The sequence below is a fragment of the Mycolicibacterium neworleansense genome (genome assembly GCF_001245615.1).
GTDB classification, from domain to species: Bacteria; Actinomycetota; Actinomycetes; order Mycobacteriales; family Mycobacteriaceae; genus Mycobacterium; species Mycobacterium neworleansense.
The window spans coordinates 3,190,474-3,212,161 of the sequence record NZ_CWKH01000001.1 but is presented as its reverse complement, the minus strand read 5'-3'; the positions used below and the strand labels follow the sequence as shown (position 1 = coordinate 3,212,161).

The following is a 21,688-nucleotide window of genomic DNA, read 5'->3' as shown; positions in this document are numbered from 1 at the left end:
TTCAGACCTCAACGCCGCGCGAAAGAACTATGATCCGCACATGGCTCGGGCCAGATTGGTGCTGTTGTCAGGGGTCGTGATCGCGGGGTTCGTGGGCGTCGCCACACCTGCCCACGCCGAACCTGCGCCGCCGTGCGCTTTCACGCTGTCACCACCGGCTGTCGTGTACGTCGATGGCGCCGACATGGTCAGCGCCACCGTCACGGCAACTGCATGTGGGGCACCGGCAGATCCCCGGTTCAGCGTGGCCTGCCTGCAGCGTCAGGACAATGCCTCACCCGTGCAATGCAATCAGGGCAGGGGAGCGCAACCGGCCGAGATACGGACGCCCTACCGACCCGGCGCGACGTATGTGTCCACCGGCCGGGCATGCGGCGGTTGGATGGGTATCGCCGAGATCGCCCCGCAGTGCCAGGTGTTGGGACCGCTGTCGGCGCCGCTTTAACCCGTTGCCGTCCGTTCACCTGGGCAACCCCTGTCAGTCACCTGTGCGCGTCAAGCTCGTGCGACGCACCGGCACAACTGAAGAGGGTGGCGAATGAGAACGGCACGGGCCGCAGCGGTGACCACCGCGGCAGCGCTGATCCTGGCAGGCTGCACCGGCGAGGACCAGAAGCCGCAGACCCCCAACGCGACCTCGCCGATCGACTGGAACCTTCCCGACCCGGACCGTTACCACCGCACCGCCACCTACCCGGTGTATCTCAACAAGCCGGCCGAAGATCCGGTAGACAAAGAAACCGTCGCCGAGATCTCCACCGTCACTCCCGATGGCAACACCGTCATATACACCGACGCCGCCGCCAAGCGCATCGGCTTCGTCGACATCAAAGACCCAGCCAAACCGGTTGGCAAGGGCACCCTTTCGCTCGCGGAGCTGGGCCACAAAGACGACCAGCCCACCTCGGTGGCCGCCGTACAAGACGTCGTCCTGGTCGTCGTCGACACCACCGGAGGCGACTTCGCGCACCCGTCAGGCCGCGTCGACATCGTCCGGGTCAGCGACCGCACCCGCGTGCACAGCGTCGACCTGGGCGGCCAGCCGGATTCGATCGCCATCAGCCCTGACGGCTCCTTCGCCGCGATCGCCATGGAAAACCAGCGCGATGAGGAATTCACCCCGCCCGGCAAGGAGGAAGGTGATTTGCCGCAGCCGCCAACGGGTTTCGTGCAACTCATCGACCTCACCGGTGCACCGAACACCTGGAAGCCTCGCAAGGTCGACTTCGACGTCGAAGCCGCGCGAAAGGCGGGCCTGGACACCCCCGAAGATCTGGAACCGGAATACGTCAGCATCAACTCCCGCGGCCAGGTCGCGGTGACCCTGCAGGAGAACAACGGCATCGCCGTCATCGACGGCCACACCGGCACCGTCACCAAGATCTTCGGCGCTGGAGGCCAATCCGTCGACCGCATCGACACCAAAGAGGACGACGCGATCGACCAGACCGGGTCGATCCCCGACACTCCGCGCGAGCCGGACGCCATCGGCTGGATCCATGACGACTACCTCGCCACCGCCAACGAAGGCGACTGGAAGGGCGGCACCCGCGGCTGGACGATCTTCAACGCCAACACCGGTGAGGTGGTGTGGGACGCCGGAAACTCCCTCGAACAGCTCGCGGTGCGCACCGGCCTGCACATCGAAAGCCGTACGGAATCCAAGGGGCCCGAGCCAGAAGGCCTGGCCATCACCACCATCGGTGGGCGACCCACTGCGTTGATCGCCTCCGAACGCAGCAATTTCGTCGCGGTCTACGACGTCAGCGAACCGGCCGCGCCGAGGTTCCGGCAGATCCTGCCGACCACACCGGGCCCCGAGGGCGTCCTGCCGATCCCGTCGCGCAACCTGCTGGCGATTTCGTCGGAGTCCGACGATGCCGAGAACCGCGTGCGGGCGTCGGTCAACCTCTACGGCTATGGCGAATCCTTCGCCACCACAGGCAAACCGGACTTTCCCTCCATCGTCTCTCGCGACGTCGACGGGGCGCCGATCGGATGGGGAGCGCTCGGCGCGCTGACGGCGGACCCGAACGACGCCAACCGGCTCTACACCGCCACCGACATCGCCTACGGCCCGGCCCGCATCCTGGGTGTCGACGTCAGCCAGAAGCCGGCCCTGATCGACACCGCGCTGCCGGTCACCGAGGACGGCAAGCCCCTGGCCCTCGACACCGAGGGTGTATCCGCCCGCCCCGACGGTGGATTCGTGCTGGCGGTGGAAGGCGAAGACGGCGCGGGTAACCAGATCGTCTACGTCGCGGCCGACGGCAAGATCGAAAAGCGGGTGCCCTTGCCCAAAGACATTGCGGCACAACTCGGCAGCAACGGTCTCGAAGGGGTCGCTGTCGACGGAGGCTCGGTCTGGGTGGCGCTGCAACGTGAGCTCAAGTCCGATCCGAAAGGCGTGGTCCGCCTTGGGCGTTACACCCCGGCCGAGGACAAGTGGGAGTGGTTTGGCTATCAGCTGGAGCCCACCAGCACCAAGGATGACTGGGTCGGAGTGTCCGAGATCGCCGTCCACAACGGTGAATTGTTGATTCTCGAACGCGACAAGCTGAACGGCCCCGACGCGCGGGTGAAGGCGCTGTACCGGGTGGCGATTCCCGACGGCCAAGGCGTGACCTCTACCGAAAAGCCCCGGGTGCTGCCGAAGACCTTGGCCCGCAACCTGTTGCCCGACCTGCAGGCCCCCAATGGCTACGTGCAGGAGAAAGTCGAGGGCTTCGCGATCGCCGGCAACCAGAACCTGTACGTGGTCACCGACAACGACGGGCTCGACGACGCCAACGGGGAGACCGTATTCCTCGACCTCGGCCCGGCGGCCGACGCGCTGCAGGGGTAGCCCTGGTTCGGCCTTGGAACGGGGCCGAAGTGACATGATGACGCGCATGGGGACGGCGCTCATCCGATCCGACAAGCTGTTGATCTTCGGTGGCCTGGCCATCTGTGTGGTCGCGGGGCTGTCCCACTACGGCGGCTGGCCGCACCTGGTCGGCTTCGTCGTCAGTGCGCTGGCAGTCACCGTATTGGCCTCGGTCGTGGGCCTGGCCGTCGATCAACTCGGAGACCGGTTCGGCCCCGGCGCGACCGGGGTGCTGCAGTCCGCCCTCGGTAATCTGCCCGAACTGTTCATCTGCATCTTCGCCCTCAAGGCCGGACTGGTCGACGTGGTGCGGGCCGCGCTGATCGGCTCGATCCTGGCCAATCTGCTGCTGGTGCTGGGCTTGGCGTTCCTGGTCGGTGGATTGAAGCACGGCCCACAGAAACTTGGCTCGGCCCAGGTCCGCACCATCCTGGTGCTGATGGTCTTGTCGGTCACCGCGATGGCGATTCCCTCGATCGCGCACGAGGTGCACGCTCCCGCCTCCGAACACGAAGTGTCCTTCTCGATGATCGTGTCGGTCGTCCTGCTGGTGCTGTTCGGGCTGTCGTTGCCGTACTCGTTGAGCCGGGACAAGACCAAGACCAGTGACCCGGTGCCGCAGCCGGCCAAGGAGGCACCGCGGTGGCCGGTCGGATTGGCGATCGGCATGCTGGCCATCGCGGGCGGGGCGGCGGCGTTCGTCTCGGACTGGTTCGTTGCCGCGCTGGAACCGGCGATGGACTCGCTGCACATCTCGCAGGCATTCGCCGGTCTGGTGATCGTGGCCATCGCCGGCAACGCGGTGGAGAACGTCGTCGGTGTGCAACTGGCCGCCAAAAACGAGTCGGAGTACGCCTTCTCGATCATCCTGAACAGCCCGATCCAGATCGCGCTGGTGCTGGCACCGGTGCTGGTGTTGGTGAGTCAGATCTTCGGGCTGGCCTCGCTGACCCTGGTGTTCGGGCCGATGCTGATCGTCGCCCTGCTGGTCGCCGTCATCTTGGCCGCGATCATCGCCTTCGACGGCGAATCCACCTGGTTGGAAGGCGCGGCACTGATCGCCCTGTACTGCGTCATCGCCGCCTCGTTCTGGTGGGGCTGACGGATCAGCCGCCGACGAATCAGGTAGTCGGCTACGCGTGTGGCCGCACCGTGCTGCTCGTCACTCTGTGGATACGCGGCGGATTTACGCCAAGGAGTGAAACCGTCCGTGCCCGACAAACGAGTCAACACAGGGGTAATGCCATGGACGCTTCGACAGCCCGGCGTGCATTCGCCGGCGTGGCCCTCACGGGCGTGTGTGCGGTCGGTCTGATGTTCGGGCCGGCGGCGCAGGCCGGGTCTCGGAAAGCCCTGCTCGCCAACACCCAAACCGGCAAGTGCCTGACGATCGCCGGTGGGGTGAGCACGGAGAACAACGTGCTGGCACTGCAGTTCGACTGTGACGGCCATCCGTCCCGCAGCTGGATGCTCGACGACATGGGTGACGGCACCGTGCAGATCAGGAATGTGCAAACCAACAAGTGTCTGACCATCGCCGGTGGGGTGAGCACGGAAAACAACGTGCGCGCATTGCAGTTCAACTGCGACGATCACCCGTCACGCCGTTGGATACTCGACTTCCAGGGCGACGGGACCTATCAGATCCGCAATGTCCAAACCCGCAAGTGCCTGACCATCGCGGGTGGGGTGAGCACCGAAAACAACGTCGACGCACTGCAATTCACCTGTGATGACCACCCGTCGCGGACCTGGCGCATCGTATTCCAGGGCGGCGGAAGGATCGACGACAACTGAGTCGGGAACGGAACCGATCAGCCCTCAGCGGCGACCAGTGACCCGAGCTTGATGTCGGGGTTGTCCCGCTGGAAGCCCTCCAGTCGCCACGGAGTGGAGAACAGCACGAGCATGACGCCATCGGACCGGGTCAACACCTCACAGGACACCTGACGGTTCACGAACTCGGCGTCCTCGGGGCGGACGACCCGCGCCACCTGATAGGGCAGGTTCTCCAGCGAGATCGGCGCGCTGAGTTCGGTGGCCATCCGGTGGGCGGCCACCTCGAACTGCATCGGCCCGACCGCGGCGAACACCGGCGCCTGATCGCCGCGCTTGTCCGAGCGCAGGACCTGCACGACGCCTTCCTGCTCGAGCTGCTCGATGCCCTTGCGGAACTGCTTGTGCTTGCTGGGATCGGTGCCGCGGGCCACCGCGAAATGCTCGGGGGAGAAGCTCGGGATCGGCGGATACACCACGGGGATGTCGCGGTACAGCGTGTCGCCGGGGCGCAGCGCCGCGGCGTTGGCCAACCCGATCACATCGCCGGGCCACGCGTCGTCGAGCGTCGAGCGCTGCTGACCGAACACCGACTGCGCGTACTTGGTGACGAACGGCTTGCCGGTCGCGGCGTGGGTGAGCACGTCGCCGCGCTCGAACGTCCCCGACACCACGCGTGCATACGCGATGCGGTCGCGGTGCGAGGAGTCCATGCCGGCCTGCACCTTGAACACGAACGCGCTGAACGGCGAGTCCACCGCCCGGCGGTTCCCGTCGACATCGAGCGAGCCGCTGGGCGCCGGGGCCAACTCCACCAGCACGTCCAGCAGCTGGTTGACACCGAAGTTCAACGCGGCCGAGGTGAACAGCACCGGCGAGGATTCGCCGGACAGGAAAGTCTGGCGGTCGTAGTCGGACCCGTCGGCCGACAGCAGCTCGGACTCCTCCACGGCGGTGTCCCAGTCGTCCCCGGCGGCAGCGTGGGCGTCGTCGGCGGCGATGTGTTCCTCGGGCGCCGCGGTGGCGCCACCCGCGGTACGCGTGAACCGGATGAACTTGTTCTCCCGGCGATCCATCACGCCCTTGAAATCCCCTGCGATACCCACCGGCCAGGTCAGCGGAGTGGTGCGCAGCCCGATCCGCTCGTGGATCTCGTCCATCAACTCCAGCGCGTGCCGACCCGGGCGGTCCCACTTGTTGATCACCGTGATGATCGGGATGCCGCGGTGCTTACACACCTGGAACAGTTTGAGGGTCTGCGGCTCAAGGCCTTTCGCGGCGTCGATGAGCATGACCGCGCAGTCCACCGCGGTCAGCACCCGGTAGGTGTCCTCGGAGAAGTCGGCGTGACCGGGGGTGTCGAGCAGGTTGATGACGCAGTCGCGGTAAGGGAACTGCAGCGCGGTCGATGTGATCGAGATGCCGCGGGCCTTCTCCATCTCCATCCAGTCCGACACGGTGGAGCGCCGGCCCGCCTTGCCGTGGATCGCGCCGGCCTCGGTGATCACCCGGGCGTGCAGCGCCAGCGCCTCGGTCAGCGTCGACTTACCGGCGTCGGGGTGGCTGATGACGGCGAAGGTACGGCGACGGGCCGCCTCGGCGGAGATCTTGGCAGCTTGCGGGGTGTTGGCGGCGGGAGTGGCCAGGGCATTGTCGGTCATGTCGACTAGCGATGGTATGGGGGTTTGAGGGCAAACCCGTAATCGAGGGCATGATCGGGCGTGATGAACATCTGCGTCTTCCTCTCGGCCGCCGACCTCGATGAGCGCTACACCGAACCGGCGCGCACCTTCGCCGAACTGCTCGGCAAGGCAGGCCACACCCTGGTCTGGGGCGGTTCCGACAAAGGGCTGATGAAAGTCGTGGCCGACGAAGTGCAGAACAGCGGCGGCCGGCTGGTGGGCATCTCGGTCGAGTTTCTGCGCTCGCACGCCAGACCGGGCGCTGACGAAATGGTGATCACCGCAGATCTGGCCGAGCGCAAGGCGACGCTGTTGGCGCGTTCCGACGCACTGGTGGTGATGGCCGGCGGGCTGGGCACCCTCGATGAGGCCACCGAGATCCTGGAGTTACGCAAGCACCGTCGTCACGACAAGCCCGTGGTGCTGCTGAACACCGCCGGCTTCTACGACGGCCTGGTGATCCAGCTGCGCCGGATGGAGCAGGACGGGTTCCTGCCCGTGCCATTGGACGACCTGGTGTTCGTCACCGAGGAACCGGCCGCGGCAATGGCGTATCTGGACAGCGCCGGAACCTGAGGCAACGAGACGATCACGACTCGCCTACGGCGGGTAGCCCTTGTGTGGAAGATCATGGGCTCCGGTTACGATTGATGCACGATCGGAACCTCGATCAATATGGCCCTCGCCGAACCACATTGGAGTGATGTTGACGTCTGTTCGTCGTGCCTACCTCGCGGTCGCACTTGCTGTGTTGGCCGTGTCAGGTGGTGTCGTTGTCTCGGCCCTGCCGGACTGCGCCGAGCACTGCCAGACGTTGGCCGCGCCGCCACAAGGCGTCCCGCAGCCCTCACCCACCGAGCCGGCCAAACTGACCATCACCCCCAAGCCTGACGCTGAGGTCGACCCGCTGGCCCGGATCATGGTCACCGCCGACACCGGCACCGTGGCGCGCGTGACGATGCTCAACGACGCGGGCAAGGAAATCCCCGGCGTCCTCACCCCCGACGCCAGGACCTGGAAGCCGACCACCACGCTCGGCTATGGCCGCACCTACACGCTCAAGGTCGATGCGCGCGGTCCCGGCGGCATGCCGACCCGCAAGACCGTCTCGTTCAGTACCGTGACCCCCGGCTACCAGGCCCGCGTCTATCTCAACGGGACGAACTACGCCCCGCTGCAGGACGGCGCCACCTACGGCGTCGGCATGGTGATCGTCGCGCGGTTCGACGAGCCGGTCACCGACAAGGCCAGCGCCGAGAACCGGATGAGGGTCATCACCGAGCCCAAGGCCGTCGGCGCGTGGAACTGGATCGATGACCAGACCGCGCACTGGCGCCCGGAGAAGTACTACGCCCCGGGCACCAAGGTGACCGTCGACGCCGGCATCTACGGCGCCAAGCTCGGCGACGATCTCTACGGCGCGCAGGACGAGAAGGTCTCCTTCACCATCGGCGCCTCGCACGTCACCGTCGCCGACGACACCGACAAGCAGGTCCGGGTCTACGAGAACGGCAAGCTGGTGCGCACCATGCCGACCTCGATGGGCATGGGCGGCACCGAAACCGTCGGCGGCACCACGATGAGCTTCTGGACCCCGCGCGGCGTCTACACCGTGATGGACAAGGCCAATCCGGTGGTGATGGACTCATCGACCTACGGCCTGCCGGTCAACTCGCGCCTGGGCTACAAGACCACCATCCCGTGGGCCACGCGGATCAGCATCGACGGCATCTACCTGCACCAGTTGAACTCGACGATCTGGGCGCAGGGCAAGGAGAACGTCAGCCACGGCTGTCTGAACCTCAGCGGCGAGAACGCCGAGTGGTTCTACAACTTCTCGGTGCCCGGTGACATCGTCGAGATCCGCAACACCGGCGGGGATCCGCTGAAGCCCGAGAACAACGGCGACTGGTCGGTGCCCTGGGCCGAATGGGTCAAGGGCAGCGCCCTGCGCTGAGCGTCGCGGCTACTGGGCGGTCAACGCCTTCAGGTCATCCATCGTCGAGGTGACGATCTCGGCCAGGCCGGCAGCGGTGCTGTCGTGCACCCATCGGCCGAATGCCACCTTGAACACCGCCATCCCGGTTTCGGCGGCCAACTGTGCCGCCGGATCGTCGATGCCGCGGTCACGTAGCGCTTCGGCCATCGCGGTGGACAGGGTGGCGAGTTTGATCAGCTCACGCTCCTGCAGCGCGGGGTTGGCGTCGATGACCGACTGCCGGCGCCGGGCATGGTCGCGCCGGCCGTCGAACATCGCCCCGAGTGCGGTCAGCGCGGTACCGATGACGTCGAGCGGTGCGCCGTCGGCCGGGGCGTCGGCGATTCCGGCGAGCAGAATCTCGGTGAGCATGGCCTGTCCGCCGAACAGTGCCTCGCGTTTGTCGGCGAAATAGCGGAAATAGGTGCGCTCGGTCAGCCCGGCCCGCTCGGCGATCTCGGCGACCGTGCTCTGGTCGAACCCGCGCTCAAGGTAGAGCTGCAAGGCCGCCTCCTGCAGGCGGTCACTCGCGTTGGGCTCCCAGCGGCTCATGGAATCTGATCCTAGGGAATGTCAGTGACTGTCATCGCGTTCACCTGATGACAGTCACTGACATCAGGAGGATTCCATGAAGGTTTTCGTCACCGGCGCATCGGGCTTCGTCGGCACCGCGGTGGTTCGCGATCTCGTTGCGCACGGGCACGACGTCGTCGGCCTGGCCCGCTCCGACGCCTCGGCCGCCGACATCCGCGCGACCGGAGCCGGCGTCCATCGCGGCGATCTGAATGACCACGACAGCCTGCGGGCCGCCGCCGGCGCCAGCGACGGTGTGATTCACCTGGCCTTTCATCACGACTTCGACAACTTCACCGATGCCGGGGAGCTGGACCGTCGCGCCATCCAAGTTCTCGGCTCGACCCTCGTGGGCTCGGGCCGACCGCTGGTCGTCACTTCCGGCGTGGCCGGTCACAACGCCGGGCGCACCTTCACCGAGAACGACGCGTTTCAACCCGGGTTGCCCCGGCACTCGGAACCCGCGGCGCTGGCCTTCACTGACCAAGGTGTCCGGGCCTCGATCGTGCGATTGTCACCGACGACGCACGGCGAAGGCGATCACGGCTTCGTGCCCAGGCTGATCCAGATCGCCCGGGAAAAGGGTGTGTCGGCCTACATCGGTGACGGCGCCAACCGGTGGCCGGCCGTCCACCGTCTCGACGCCGCCCCGCTGTTCCGGCTGGCCTTGGAGCAGGCGCCCACGGGGACGGTTCTGCACGCGGTCGCCGAGGAGGGCATCGCAGGCCGGGACATCGCCGCCACCATCGGCCGCCACCTCGGGCTCCCCGTGACCTCGGTCCCGGCCGAACAGGCCTTCGAGCACTTCGGGTGGATCGGCGGCATGTTCGCCCTCGACGTCCCGACCTCCAGCGTGCTGACCCGCGAACGGTTCGGTTGGCAGCCATCCGAAGCCGGGCTGCTCGAGGATCTCGACCGCGGGCACTACTTCGACTGAGGTTGCTGCTCAGAAAACGCGACGCGGCGGCGGTGGCTTCTTCACGATCGCCGGCAGGATGAACGTCTCGATGTAGTCCCGTGCCACCGCCGGATCGTTGCGCACGGGCACGGCCTTCACCAGGAAGCTCAGCGACGTCGCGATGATGAACTGCGCCAGATCGTGCGGGTGCAGACCGGGCCGGAACTGGGCGGCGTCGTCGGCGATGATGGCCTCGACGGTGGTGGTCACCAGGTCCGTCAGATCCGAGTCCTTGGCGATCAACGACGCGATCGTGCCATCGGGAGTCTGGTCGGCGATCGTGTTGAGTAGCGGATCGGCGACCAACTCGGTCGCCACGATGACCATGCTCTCGATCAGGAGGTCGATGGGCCCGGCATCCGCGGGGATGCGCTCCAGGATCGAGGCCATGTGGCGCTGAGTGGTGCGCTGCACCATGGCTGCGATCAACTCGTTGCGGTTGGCGAACTGACGGTAGATCGCGGTACGCGAATACCCGGCCTCGTGGGCGATGACTTCCATTGTCGAGGTTCGGTATCCGCGAGTGGTGAACAGATGCTCGGCGGCGTCCATCAACAGCTCGCGGGCCTGCTCGGCAGTATTGCCCCCGCCCACCGGCCGTCCGCGGGTGCGTCGAACTGGTGCTGACAATCGATCGTCCTGCTCTACGGCGTTGTGGGGTTTCAGTATGACGGAAGCCGAGAGCTCCTCGATCCAGCATTAAAGGAACATTTTTCCCAATTTGTTCTATTTTCCTGCGCGACGGCGATGCCGCCGGTTAGCGTGCCTGCGTGACCAAACGGGGGAGTGCGGGCCGGGTAGTGCTGGCGTTGGGGTGGGGTGTGCTGGTGGTTGCCCTGTGGATGGGGTTGACTGTGGGAGTTGCTCCGGCGCAGGCCGATCCCGGCAGCGGAGATTCAACGACGCAGTCCGCCAAGGACTCTGACAAACCGTCATTGCGACGCGACAAGCCCGCACGCCTGGGCCCGCGCAAGGAGAAGGTGCGTCGGGTCGACGACATCGCGACGAGGGCCCGCACGGCGCTCACCGGCGCCCTCGACCGGCGGCCCACTCTGCGGACGGCGCAATCACTTCCGCGGCCCAAGCTCTCGACAAAGCGTTTGATGCCAGAGATTCGGAAGGCCATCGATGTCGCCGCGGAGAAGCCCTTGATCACTGGTGCCGTCGACCGTATCGCCACGCCGGGCCGCACTCTGATCGCCGATCGCACCGACAAGGTTCCCACCGCGGCGATCAGAACCCGGGCGACCGGGCAGGATTCGGCACCGCTGGTCAACATCGTCGGATCACTGGTGTTCAACGTGGTCGGCGCTGCGCTGCAGGTGTTTTCGGGTCCGCCGGCACTCCCGCCGGGCAGCACCGTCACGGTGCGCACGTCGACGCTCGACATGCCGGGAACCGACCAGACGGTGCGCGCCGACTGGTATTTCCCCGAAGACCCGGACTCCGCCACCGGCGTGATCTATCTGCAGCATGGCTTCATGGCCACCGGCCCGATGTACAGCTACACCGCGGCCTATCTGGCCGAGTCGACGAACAGCATCGTGGTAGTCCCCACATTGTCGTCAAACCTGTTCGACACGGACGGCGAATGGATCGGGGGAGAACCGATGCAGCAGTCCGTGGCCGACCTGTTCGCCGAGGACCGGTCCGAACTCACCGCGAGCGCCAGTGCGGCGGCAGGCCACCCCGTCACATTGCCCGCCAAGTTCGTTCTCGTCGGCCATTCTCTGGGCGGGATGCTGGTCACCGGCGCCGCCGGGCGCATGGTCGAAAACGGTGCTGTCGACGATCTGGCGGGGATCGTGCTGCTCGACGCGGTGGACACCCACAACGACATGCCCGACGCGCTGGACCAGCTGAGCGGCGCCAATTACCGTCCCGTACTGCTGATTTCATCCGAACGCTATGTGTGGAATCGCAACGGCACCGTCGGCGACGAACTCCAGGCCGCCCGGCCCGGGCAGTTCAACGGCGTTATGCTGGTCGGCGGGCGCCACATCGACGGAATGACCGGCGGCAACCCGATCCTGCAATTCGCCGAGTACTTCATCGCCGGCTTCTCGCAACCGCAGAACACCGAAGCGGTCAAGACGATCTCGGCCGGCTGGATCAACGACATGTTCAACGGGACCGACGACGGGATCCACGGAGAGCCGCAGCAGAGCATCGACATCCCGACCTCAGCGGGCACCGCCACCGCGGTGGTGCTGCCGTTCACCTCGGCCGACCCGGTACAGGCGACACCGTGGGACGGACTGGTAGGGCCGCTCCTCGACGCCCTGTTCCGATACGCGGTGTACGAACCGCTGGCCGGCCAATCCGTCGCGATCGCCGTCTGAGCGAAATCGGTGTGCGTCGCCCCAGGTTTGCGCCCATATCCTGGGGAGAACACCGAGCCGGGGGTTGCCGTGGAGGATTCGCCACCAGAGGAATACCCGCATGAGTGGGTGGACCGGTACGGCCCGCAGGCCTACGCGCCCCACGCCCATGTCCAGCAATCCGCTGCGGCCAAGCGGCAATACCAGACCACGCTCGCGATCCGCGGCTTCGCCGGGCTCATCGGCGGCGGTGCGATGGTGCTCTGGGCACTGGTCGTCTTTGTGATGCTGAGTTCGGCCTTCGACACGGACTCGGCCAGCGATCCGCATGGTTACGGGATCGTCTTCGGCATCCTGATGTACCTCCCGCTGGGACTCGTCTGGTCGCTCGTGTTGCCGTTCGCCGCGCCCAGGCACCGGTGGGGACGCGCCTTCGCGATCTCGTTGCTGACGTTTGTGACCGTCACCGGGCTGGTGCTCGTAGCGCTGAGCGCCTCGGGCGCCGGATAGGCCTGCGCCCGAGTTCGCTGACAAGCGCCGAACAAGGCATATACCAAGCTCAGCTATACATTTTGCCGCGGAATCGTTAACCAAATTGGTGCGCGATCCGTATGTGATTCAGCCCACCGGCGATGTACATTGTGATCGCTGTCATAGGAAAGGGCGTGCAATGGTCGGTGCATTTGTGGGCGTACTTCTGCTGGTGCTCGGCATCGGCGCGGTCGCCGGCGTCGTAACGGCTGCGGCGATGGGCCTACCTACCCTGGCACTCGCGATCGGCCTCATCTCCGGCGCATTTTTCGCCGGACGCGCTGTTTAGAGCTTCAGCCGCTTTCGCAGGCCGGTCGCTCGGACTGCCTGCCGGACGATAGCCGCGCGGATCTCCGCTTCGGACCCCACCACGCGAACTCGCGTCTTGGCCCGGGTGACGGCGGTGTAGAAGAGCTCCCTCGTCAACAAGCGGGAATCTTCCGGCGGTAGCAGCACGGTCACCTCATCGGCCTGACTGCCCTGAGACTTGTGGATCGTCATGGCGTGCATGGTCTCCACCTCGGTGAGCCGGCCCGTCGCGAATGACGCGGACCCGCCCACGGTGCCACCAACGATGGCCCGCAGGCCGTCCGGGGTGGCGATCGTGACGCCGGTGTCGCCGTTGTAGAGCTTGAGCCCATAGTCATTGGCCGTCACCAGGATTGGCCGTCCCACGTACCACGATGCCCACATGGGCTCCCCGGTCGCCTCGGCGAGCCAGCGTTGTACCTGACGGTTCCACTGCGCGACGCCAGACGGGCCACGCCGGTGCGCGCACAACAACCGGTGCTCGTCGAGGATGTCCAGCGCCGCACGCCCATCCCCGAGGATCGCCGCCTGGCGCAGCGCAAGGGCATGTGGCACAAGCACTTCCCGCAGCCGCTCGCCTGCCTCCGCCGACACCCACTCGACGTGCTCGCCGCCGGCCGCCAACACCTCGACCGCCGCTGAAGCGTCGCCGGCCCGGATTGCTGACGCCAGCGCGCCGATCGACTCACCGAACCGGTGCGAGGTTTGCAGGGCCGCCACCCCGCGTGAGCCCAGCCCGTCGACCAGATCGGCCAACACCGCGCCGGCTTCCACCGAGGCCAGCTGATCGGGATCACCGACCAGCAGTAGCCGGGTTTGCGGACGCACGGCTTCCAGCAGACGGGCCATCATGGTCAGCGACACCATCGAGGTCTCGTCGATGACGATCACGTCGTGCGGCAACCGATTTGCCCGGTGATGACGGAACCGTGACGACGTATCCGGGCGCGGCCCCAGCAGCCGGTGCAGCGTGGTGGCCTGTAGACCCGAGATCCGCTCCCGGTCCACGGCATCGAGCCGGCTCACCTCAAGCTGCACGGCCTCCTGCAGCCGGGCCGCGGCCTTACCCGTCGGCGCGGCCAGCGCGATCCGCAGCGACGGGCGACCGGCCAGCGCGGCCTGCTCGGCCAGCAGCGCCAACAGCCGCGCCACCGTGGTGGTCTTGCCCGTTCCCGGCCCGCCCGTCAGCACCGTCAACCCCTGCGACAACGCCACTTTCGCCGCCGCCCGCTGCTCCTCGAAACCGGGCGGGAACAGCCGCGCCACATCGGGCGCCGAACCGCCAGGCCGCGCGCCCACCAAGGCCAGCACGTCGTCGCACACCTGCTGTTCCTCCAACCAGTACCGGTCGAGGTAGAGCAAGTCTCCGAACAACCGCAGCACCGGGGGCGTGCCCAGCAGCGGGCTGGCCGCCACGGCCGCCAGCCACTCGTCGGCATCGGGCCACGGCAACTGCGGCAACTGGGTCTGCTCGGCCACCGAACGCAGGTCCACACATACCGAACCGCCGCGCAGCGCCCGCACTGCCAGCGCCAGCGCCAAGATGACCGACGGATCGGTCTCCTCGGCGAGCGTGCTCAGCCGCCTGCCCACGTGCACATCGGCGGGTTCGAGGATCTCGGCGAAAGCGACCAACATCACGAGGCTCCCTGATCCAGTAGCTCTGACATCGCGATCACCAACGCCGCGGGCGGTTCCCAGCTGAACACCCCGGCCGGGTGCCCGCCGACGACGGGTGTCTGTGCCCCGCACATCCCGCGCACGAACAGATACATCACCCCGCCCAGGTGGGTGGCCGGGTCGTAGTCCTTCAACCGCCAGCTCAGGAACCGGTGCAGCACAACGCTGTACAACAACGCTTGCAGTGGATAGTCCGAGTGGAGCATGGCCTCGACCATGCGGTCCCGCCCGTAGTCGGCCGCGGTGAGCGTCGCGTCGCCGGTACCGAGCCAGTTGGTCTTGTAGTCGACGACGACGAAGCGCCGCCCGATCCGCAGCACCACATCCACCGAACCGGACAGATAGCCGCGCAGCGGCTGATTGCCGAGCAGTCCGGTCGACAGTCGCTCGGCGTACACCGCCATCGGATCCCCGGCCGGCAGATGCTCGTCCAGCAGCGCACCGACATCGGCAAGCCGGGCGAAGTCGCCACCGCGCAGATCGCCACCGGCCATGGGGAACTCGAAGTCCAGCTCGCACAACCGGTCGGCCGGTCCGATCTGGCGCAGCGTCACACCGGGCGCCAACGGACCCAGCGGGGTGTCATGCATGGGCACCAGCGCGGCCGCCAGCTCGTCGGCGGAGACCTCGACCGGCCAGCGGGCGGCGTGACGGCCCACCTCGGCCCGCAGTTCGGCCGTCAGGTCGGCGGCCAGCGGGTCGGCGGTCTCCAGCACCGCGTGCACGAGCGACCCGAACGCAGCACCGGTGGGCAACGATGCCATCGGCGAGGGCACGTCGGCGCCCTGGCCGGGCGCGATGACGGCGATGTCGGTCGACTCGTCATCCAGCTCGGCGACCTCTGGCTCGCTGGACACCCCGCCGTGCCCGTCCTCCTCGGCCGCGCGCAGCAGCCCCGAGTACGACGTGCGCCGCCACGTGGTGTCGATGGAGCGATGAAAATGCCGCGCCGCCAGATCATCCGGGATCGCGCGCACCGGCACCGGCGTCGCCGCACCGATCACCGACTCCTCCAGCACCGGGCCGCCCACGGCTTCCCAGGCCCGCAACCGTGCCAGCGCATCGTCGTCGGATACCTTGGCCGGTCCGCACCGGTCCGGCACCTCGGCCTGCCCGGGGGCGCGCCCGCGCAGCAGCCGCGACAGACCGCCGTTCGGCTCGTCGTTCGATGGCGCCCACCATGCCACCACCTGCGACTGGGCCCGCGTCATCGCCACATAGGTAAGGCGGCTGTCATCGGCGGCCGCCTCGGCCCGCCCGGCCTCCGGGCCGCCGACCTGCAGGCAGCGCACGCCCTCGTCGTGGAACAACACCAGATCCGGTTCCGGCACATACCGATTGAACGCGAACGGCAGGTACACGATCGGGAACTGCAGGCCCTTGCTCACCCACACCGTCATGATCTGCACCGCGGCTGCGTCGCTGTCCAGCCGCCGGTTGCGCTCGGATGTGCCGCCGCCCTCGTCGCGTTGTGTGCGCAGCCAGTCCCGCAGCGCGGCCAGCCCGAAACCCTCCCGGTGCGCGGTATCGCCGAGCAGTTGGGTCATGTGGGCCAGGTCGGTCATCAACCGCTCACCGCCCTGCCAGGACAGCACCCGCTTACCCATGCCGGCCAGCTGCGCGGCCTCCAAGATCGCCGCCACCCCGCGTTCCCGGGCATGGCCGGCCCAGGTGCGCAGCGTGTCGGCGACCCGGTCGGTCAACGCATCCCCGCCCGCGGCAAGGGTTTCCGCGGTCTCCCCGAAGAACATCGTGGCCGCCGCGGCCCGCACCAACCCGGGACGGTGCGGCTGGTCGAAGGCCTCCAGCAGATACAGCCAGTCCTCGGCGGCCTCGGAGTTGAAGACGTCCGAATCCCCGGTGTAGACCGCGGGGATGCCGGCCTCCAGCAGTGCGGTGTGACAGGCCCGGGCATCCTTGTGCGTCTCGACGATCACCGCGATGTCGCGGGCCTGCAAGGGATCGCCGTCGAAGGTGGCGCCACTGCTGAGCAGCGCACCGATGTCGGCGGCCAGGTCCCTGCCGATGTGGCCGCGTAGGTCGGCGATCGGAATCACCTTGGTGCCGGCACGGTTTCGCCGCACCACCCGCAGCCGGAACGGATCGTTGTGCGGCGCGCCAACCAGCCGGTGGCCCTGGTGGTTCGCCTGCACGTCGTGCACCACGATGTCCGGACCGCCGAGCTCGGCACCGCGCAGCACCGCCTGCAACCGGTCCACCAGCACACTGTCGCTGCGCCAGTTGGTGCCCAGCGTCTGCTTGTCGCCGGCGGTCGCGGCGGCCCGCAGATAGGTGTCGATGTCCCCGCCGCGGAACGCGTAGATCGCCTGCTTGGGATCGCCGATCAGGATCAGGGTGGACCTCCCCGAAAAGGCCCGCTCGATCACCTGCCACTGCACCGGGTCGGTGTCCTGGAACTCGTCGACCATCACGATCGGCCAGCGCTGTGCCATCCGCACCCGGGCGGCCGAATCGTCGGACTGCAGTGCTCCGGCCAGCCGGGTCAGCAGATCGTCATAGCCCAGCACACCGCGGCGGCGTTTACGAATCTCCAACTCCGCCAGCACCGCCCGCGCGAACCCCACGCGGATGGCCGCCGGGGACTCCGGTTCGGGATCCAGCGGTCGCAACTCGGTCGCGGGATTGGCCACCACGACACGTGCCAGCCGGAGTGCCTCGGCGTACCCGAGCTCAGGGACATCGCGTTGAGAACCGAAATGCGCGAGATACAGGTCGTCCACGATCTCGCACACCAGGTCGTCAAGACTCTCGACCAGCGTCACACCGGAATCGCTGTCCCCGGCGACGCCGAGGGACTTCAGCACGATCTGGCAGAACTGATGCGTGGTGGCGATGGTCGCGGCATCGAAGCCGGCCAGCGCATCCCGCAGCCGCTGCGCGCGGGCCTGCTGATCCGCGGCGACCAGATACCGCAGCAGATCATTGTCGGCCCGCGACGGATCCGCCAACGCCACCAGCGCACCGACGATCTGGGCCCGCACCCGCTCCCGCAATTCCTGGCTGGCGGCGCGACCGAACGTGATGAGCAGCATCTGATCCAGCGTCGCGGTGCCCTCGGCCACCAGCCGGGTCACCAGACCCGCCAGCGCGAACGTCTTGCCGGTGCCCGCGCTGGCCTCCAGCACCGTGGTGCTGTTGGGCTGCGGCAGCGGGCCGAGGAGGTCGAATACCTTCACGACGGCGACCTTTCGGCCTCCAGCAGCGGCAGCCACAACCGCTCGGAATACTCACCCAGCCCCGCCAGGCGGCTCAACGGCGCGCCGCGGCCCCACGCCCGCACATGCGCGGGCGCCTCATCCTCACCGGGGAATCGGGAGCTGCGCCACCGGAATCCGGCTTCCCGCTGCGGGTCATCACCGGCGTGCCGCGCCACCGCCCATGCATAGGACGTCTTGATCGGCAACGGCAACGGCTCCCGCCGGCCCGCGTCGTAGATGGCGACCAGATCGGCCAGCAGCGCGACCGGATCATCCGGGCGGCCCAGCCCTGCGACCCGCGGGGTGTCGCCGCGCCGGGGCCGTCCGATGCATACCGCCGACCAGTCCCGGCCGGGATGCCCGGCGTCCAACGCCAACAACGGGATCCAGGACTGCAGCAGGTGCTTGCCGTCGAGCTTCGAATAGGTCACCGATACCAGCCGGTCACCGAACACCGGGGACACCGTACCCGCGAGCCGCCGCCCGGTGCCCAGGTCGATGTCGACGTCATAGGCCTGCGGGTCGGTGCTCCGGTGCCGCAGTGCCTCGGCGGCCAGCAGCGCGCACTGATCGCGCAGCGCGATCGCCCGCCGCCAGCCCAGCTGTCCCGGCGGTAGCGTGCCGCGGCGCCACTCCGCCTGCTGGGCGTCGGCCGGGGTCATCCCGCGCAGGATGTCGTTGAGCATGCGATCGCCGACGGTCCACTCTTCCAGCGCGTCGATGTCGACCGGCATCTCATCGGACACCCCGTCCACATCCCAGGGCAGCGTGTACTCCAGCGCCCGGAAGAATCCCTTCACCGGATCCTTGAAGAACGTGACCAGATCCGCCAGCGCGACATCCCCGGTGGCCGGTGCCGGTAGTGGATGGTCGAAGAACGGCGGACGCTCGGCCCGCTGCCCGGCGCTGGCCTGCGCGGCGGTGAGCGCCGTGGGGTCGAACGTGAACGGTCCCTCCGGCAGCAGCGCGCCGGGGGTGACGTTGCGAATGTCGAAGGGCTGCAACGGATGTGTGGTCACCACAGCCACGGGTTGCTCGGCGGTGACCTTCAGCGTGTCGAGTAGCTCGGCCAACGGCACTGCCGGGGGACGGGCCTGACCGGAGTACTCGTTGGCGCCGGTATAGGTGATGACGAGCGTCTGGGTGGCCGCGCCGATCGCGTCGAGCAGCAACTGGCGATCTTCGGAACGGATGTCGCGCTCGCCGGTGCGCGGATCGCGGGCCAGCACGTCGTCGCCGTCGACGGCACCCAGCCGGGGAAAGACGCCGTCGTCCAACCCGACCAGACACACCACCCGGTGCGGAACCGAGCGCATCGGCACCATGGTGCACACCGTCAGCGTGCCGGTGCGGAAGTTGGCCCGGGTCGGTCGGCCGGCCAGGTGCCGATCCAGCAGGGCACGAATATCACTGAGCCGCATGGGCGTAGCGGCCGCACCCGCGGACTCGGCGATCTCGGCGAACTCGCGTTGCACCTGCGCGGCCGGCCATTCCTCATCGGAGTACGCGAGCGCGTCGATGCCGTCACTCAGCGCGGTCAACCAGTCGCCGAGCGGGCGCACCCCGCTGAGTCGGCCGACAGTCACCCTGAGCTTCTCCACGAAATCGGCGAACCGGCCGGCCAACTCGACCCGGTTGCTGCTGACATCGTCCAGCGGCAGCGTGGTGCCCAGCCAGGCGTGCGAGTCGTCGGACATCGCCACCCCGGCCAGCACCCGGTCGATCCCGAAACGCCAGGTGTTGTGCAGGAATTCGACGCCATAGGGGCTGCGGTGCTCCTGATCGAAACCCCATCGGATGTTGGCCTCACGCACCCAGGCGGTGATGGCCTCCAGATCGTCGTCGGTGAACCCGAACCGCGCCCGCACCGGTGCCGACTCGGCGAGATTGAGCACCTCGCTGGCGGTGGCCCGGCCACTGGCCAGGGCCAGCACCGACGCCGCCACCGACAGCAACGGATTCGTCTGCACCAGAGCCCGATCGGCCAGCCGCACCCGCAGCTTGTGCGCCGGATGCGCACCGCGCACCACATCACCCAGGCCGAACCCGGCCGTGATCAGCGGTGCATACGTCTCGATGTCAGGGCACATCACCAGGATGTCGCGCGGCTCCAGCGTCGGGTCGTCGGCGAGCAGACCCAGCAGCACCTCACGCAGCACCTCGATCTGCCGGGCCGGGCCGTGACAGCTGTGCACCTGCACCGAACGGTCCTCCGGCCGCGGCACCCGCCCGGCCGGGCGCACCGCATTCGCGGCGATGTCGGACTGCAGCCAGCCCAGCACCGTGTCGGGCTCGGCAGTGCCGCCGGTTCTACTCAGGTATTCGTCGGTGTCGGGAACCGGCAGGCCCCGCTGCAACTCGCGCAGATCGCGGCCGAGGGTGGCCAGCAACGGGTGGCCGACATCGCGGTGGCTGCTGTCTTCACGGCGGGGGAGCGGGCCGGTGTGGCCGGCCAGTGACTGCCACAGGTCGTCGCTGGGGTGCGGCAGCCACAGATGCAGATCGTGATGGGTGGCCAGCGCGGTCAGCAGCTCGATCTCGGTGACCGGTAGCCGGGTGTGCCCGAACAGCGACAGCCGCTCAGGTAGGTCAGTTCGTGATTCGGTCAGCCGGGCAAGGGTTTTCGCATGACGGATGTGCGGCGGGTCGGCCTCGATGCGCTCGGTCAATGCCCGCCACAGCGGCGCCTGCCAGGACAGGTCGTCGGGCAGGCCGTCCCAGTCGAGCAGCAGTTGGGGGCGCTGCCGCGCATAGGAGGCGAACAGTCCGGCCAGCCGGCGGGCCACCGCATAGCGCCGGCCCTGACGCAGCTCGTACTCGTCACCCGTCTCGAAATGGCCGAGGTGAGCGGCCACCGGCGCACACCACGGCTGATCCAAGTTCTCGTCGATGACCGCCAGCAACGGCCACGCCATCGCATCGGCCGACCACGGATCCTCCTCGGCGGTCCCGGTCAGCTCGGCGATCAGTGACCGCGGATTGCGGAACTCAACTGCCGCGCACACTCCCAGCCGGTTCGACAGGCGCTGACTCAGCCACCGCTCCACTCCCTTGGCCGGGACCAGCACCAGCTCCTGGGCGAACGGGTCAGACGGGGGTTGCGCCAGCAGACCTGCCAGCCCGTCGGCGAGCAGATCGGTGCGCTCGGCCCGGTGCAGGTGCAGTGCCATCGACACACACGATATGAGACAAGACGACGGCGAGCGAAGAATCGAGGGCGTCCCCCGGATTCAAGATCGGGTTGTGATGTCTGCAGTCCCCGACCGGAACCGTCAGGCCAACTCCTGGCCGGCGGCGGCCTCGAATCGATCGACGTACTGAGGGCACGACGTGCCCATCGCCACACCGACCGCGAAACCGGCTGTGTCCAAGTTGAAGCCACTGCGCGCGGCCACTTCGGCCATGATCGCGTCGATCGGTTCGACCGCGGGCGTGGTCTGAGCGAACCGATAGTCGAGGATGCTGCAGATCTCGCGTTGATGGTCCATCGCGTACGTGTAGGCGAGTGATTCGTCGACGTTGGGCAGGTCGGGCAGCTGGATCGGGTCGGCGGCGGCAATGCCGGGGTGGGCCAGACTCAAGAGGACTATCGCTCCGGCCACGTTGAGGAGCCTTACTGCCATCTTGCGGTTGGCGCCAATGTGCCTAGAGAAGTTGCTGGACCGTCGGCTGTGTTGCGTACCGGCAGGTGTTCCACGGTCAATGTTTGCCATTGTTGCCCCCGTCTAGCAATGTTGTGATCGCGCTGGGTGCGCGATGGAGCAAACCGTAAGCAATGATGAATAGCCTGTCAACA

The 21,688-nt window shown here is 67.6% G+C and carries 17 protein-coding genes; 10 read left to right on the top strand and 7 right to left on the bottom strand.

The annotated features are described in order from the left end of the window. Nucleotides 1-40: 40 nt before the first annotated feature. From BN2156_RS15420 to BN2156_RS15405, 4 genes are all read left to right on the top strand, one after another. Entirely contained in the window at nt 41-445 is a 405-nt protein-coding gene (locus BN2156_RS15420) for a hypothetical protein (protein WP_131725168.1), read from the top strand. 93 nt (nt 446-538) lie between these two features. Continuing rightward, nucleotides 539-2,845, top strand: a complete 2,307-nt coding sequence (locus BN2156_RS15415; RefSeq protein ID WP_090515199.1) for an esterase-like activity of phytase family protein — start codon at nt 539-541, stop codon at nt 2,843-2,845. Between the two features lie 46 nt (nt 2,846-2,891). Beyond that, on the top strand, nt 2,892-3,968 hold the full coding sequence (gene cax / locus BN2156_RS15410) for a calcium/proton exchanger (protein WP_090515975.1): 1,077 nt from the start codon (nt 2,892-2,894) through the stop codon (nt 3,966-3,968). Between the two features lie 143 nt (nt 3,969-4,111). Continuing rightward, entirely contained in the window at nt 4,112-4,663 is a 552-nt protein-coding gene (locus tag BN2156_RS15405; protein WP_090515197.1) for an RICIN domain-containing protein, read from the top strand. Between the two features lie 17 nt (nt 4,664-4,680). Here the strand turns inward: BN2156_RS15405 and BN2156_RS15400 are convergent, their stop codons facing one another. Next, on the bottom strand, nt 4,681-6,303 hold the full coding sequence (locus tag BN2156_RS15400) for a peptide chain release factor 3 (protein ID WP_090515195.1): 1,623 nt from the start codon (nt 6,301-6,303) through the stop codon (nt 4,681-4,683). Between the two features lie 63 nt (nt 6,304-6,366). Between BN2156_RS15400 and BN2156_RS15395 the strand changes: the two genes are divergently transcribed. Both BN2156_RS15395 and BN2156_RS15390 read left to right on the top strand, forming a co-directional pair. After that, complete coding sequence (locus tag BN2156_RS15395; protein WP_090515193.1) at nt 6,367-6,900, top strand: LOG family protein; 534 nt, start codon at nt 6,367-6,369, stop codon at nt 6,898-6,900. 124 nt (nt 6,901-7,024) lie between these two features. After that, complete coding sequence (locus BN2156_RS15390; RefSeq protein WP_090515191.1) at nt 7,025-8,281, top strand: L,D-transpeptidase; 1,257 nt, start codon at nt 7,025-7,027, stop codon at nt 8,279-8,281. A gap of 9 nt (nt 8,282-8,290) precedes the next feature. Here BN2156_RS15390 and BN2156_RS15385 read toward each other — a convergent pair whose 3' ends face one another. Beyond that, on the bottom strand, nt 8,291-8,854 hold the full coding sequence (locus BN2156_RS15385) for a TetR family transcriptional regulator (RefSeq protein WP_090515190.1): 564 nt from the start codon (nt 8,852-8,854) through the stop codon (nt 8,291-8,293). Between the two features lie 76 nt (nt 8,855-8,930). Between BN2156_RS15385 and BN2156_RS15380 the strand changes: the two genes are divergently transcribed. Further along, a complete protein-coding gene (locus BN2156_RS15380) occupies nt 8,931-9,812 on the top strand; it encodes an SDR family oxidoreductase (RefSeq protein ID WP_090515188.1) in 882 nt (293 codons plus the stop codon). A gap of 9 nt (nt 9,813-9,821) precedes the next feature. Here the strand turns inward: BN2156_RS15380 and BN2156_RS15375 are convergent, their stop codons facing one another. After that, complete coding sequence (locus tag BN2156_RS15375; RefSeq protein ID WP_235625315.1) at nt 9,822-10,427, bottom strand: TetR/AcrR family transcriptional regulator; 606 nt, start codon at nt 10,425-10,427, stop codon at nt 9,822-9,824. Nucleotides 10,428-10,603: 176 nt separating this feature from the next. On the opposite strand from BN2156_RS15375, the gene BN2156_RS15370 reads away from it, so the two are divergent. The 3 genes from BN2156_RS15370 (at nt 10,604) to BN2156_RS30890 (ending at nt 12,974) form a co-directional block, all read left to right on the top strand. After that, nucleotides 10,604-12,175, top strand: coding sequence for an alpha/beta fold hydrolase (locus BN2156_RS15370; protein ID WP_131725167.1), 1,572 nt, complete (start codon nt 10,604-10,606; stop codon nt 12,173-12,175). Between the two features lie 69 nt (nt 12,176-12,244). Then, the gene (locus BN2156_RS15365; protein WP_131725166.1) at nt 12,245-12,664 is read left to right on the top strand and encodes a hypothetical protein; all 420 of its coding nucleotides are present in this window, start codon (nt 12,245-12,247) and stop codon (nt 12,662-12,664) included. Nucleotides 12,665-12,824: 160 nt separating this feature from the next. Continuing rightward, nucleotides 12,825-12,974: a hypothetical protein gene (locus BN2156_RS30890; RefSeq protein ID WP_090515182.1), complete on the top strand. Its 150-nt coding sequence runs from the start codon at nt 12,825-12,827 to the stop codon at nt 12,972-12,974. Here the strand turns inward: BN2156_RS30890 and recD are convergent. The 4 genes from recD to BN2156_RS15340 all read right to left on the bottom strand — a co-directional run bounded on the left by recD (nt 12,971) and on the right by BN2156_RS15340 (nt 21,494). Continuing rightward, nucleotides 12,971-14,632, bottom strand: a complete 1,662-nt coding sequence (recD, locus tag BN2156_RS15355) for an exodeoxyribonuclease V subunit alpha (RefSeq protein ID WP_090515180.1) — start codon at nt 14,630-14,632, stop codon at nt 12,971-12,973. The genes BN2156_RS30890 and recD overlap by 4 nt on opposite strands. Further along, nucleotides 14,632-17,871 carry an exodeoxyribonuclease V subunit beta gene (gene recB / locus BN2156_RS15350; protein ID WP_090515178.1) on the bottom strand — a complete coding sequence of 1,080 codons (3,240 nt, stop codon included), beginning with the start codon at nt 17,869-17,871 and terminating at the stop codon, nt 14,632-14,634. The genes recD and recB overlap by 1 nt, the downstream gene beginning before the upstream one ends. Then, nucleotides 17,868-21,062 (bottom strand): exodeoxyribonuclease V subunit gamma, encoded by a 3,195-nt coding sequence (gene recC / locus BN2156_RS15345; RefSeq protein WP_090515177.1) that lies wholly within the window; start codon nt 21,060-21,062, stop codon nt 17,868-17,870. The genes recB and recC overlap by 4 nt, the downstream gene beginning before the upstream one ends. A gap of 102 nt (nt 21,063-21,164) precedes the next feature. Next, on the bottom strand, nt 21,165-21,494 hold the full coding sequence (locus BN2156_RS15340; protein WP_090515176.1) for a hypothetical protein: 330 nt from the start codon (nt 21,492-21,494) through the stop codon (nt 21,165-21,167). Between the last annotated feature and the right edge of the window lie 194 nt (nt 21,495-21,688).

What these genes read in the sequence shown, in the direction of transcription:
- BN2156_RS15420 (WP_131725168.1), top strand. Translation starts at nt 41, where the DNA reads ATGGCTCGGGCCAGATTGGTGCTGTTGTCAGGGGTCGTGATCGCGGGG.
- BN2156_RS15415 (WP_090515199.1), top strand. Translation starts at nt 539, where the DNA reads ATGAGAACGGCACGGGCCGCAGCGGTGACCACCGCGGCAGCGCTGATC.
- cax (WP_090515975.1), top strand. Translation starts at nt 2,892, where the DNA reads ATGGGGACGGCGCTCATCCGATCCGACAAGCTGTTGATCTTCGGTGGC.
- BN2156_RS15405 (WP_090515197.1), top strand. Translation starts at nt 4,112, where the DNA reads ATGGACGCTTCGACAGCCCGGCGTGCATTCGCCGGCGTGGCCCTCACG.
- BN2156_RS15400 (WP_090515195.1), bottom strand. Translation starts at nt 6,303, where the DNA reads ATGACCGACAATGCCCTGGCCACTCCCGCCGCCAACACCCCGCAAGCT.
- BN2156_RS15395 (WP_090515193.1), top strand. Translation starts at nt 6,367, where the DNA reads ATGAACATCTGCGTCTTCCTCTCGGCCGCCGACCTCGATGAGCGCTAC.
- BN2156_RS15385 (WP_090515190.1), bottom strand. Translation starts at nt 8,854, where the DNA reads ATGAGCCGCTGGGAGCCCAACGCGAGTGACCGCCTGCAGGAGGCGGCC.
- BN2156_RS15380 (WP_090515188.1), top strand. Translation starts at nt 8,931, where the DNA reads ATGAAGGTTTTCGTCACCGGCGCATCGGGCTTCGTCGGCACCGCGGTG.
- BN2156_RS30890 (WP_090515182.1), top strand. Translation starts at nt 12,825, where the DNA reads ATGGTCGGTGCATTTGTGGGCGTACTTCTGCTGGTGCTCGGCATCGGC.
- recD (WP_090515180.1), bottom strand. Translation starts at nt 14,632, where the DNA reads ATGTTGGTCGCTTTCGCCGAGATCCTCGAACCCGCCGATGTGCACGTG.
- recC (WP_090515177.1), bottom strand. Translation starts at nt 21,062, where the DNA reads ATGGCACTGCACCTGCACCGGGCCGAGCGCACCGATCTGCTCGCCGAC.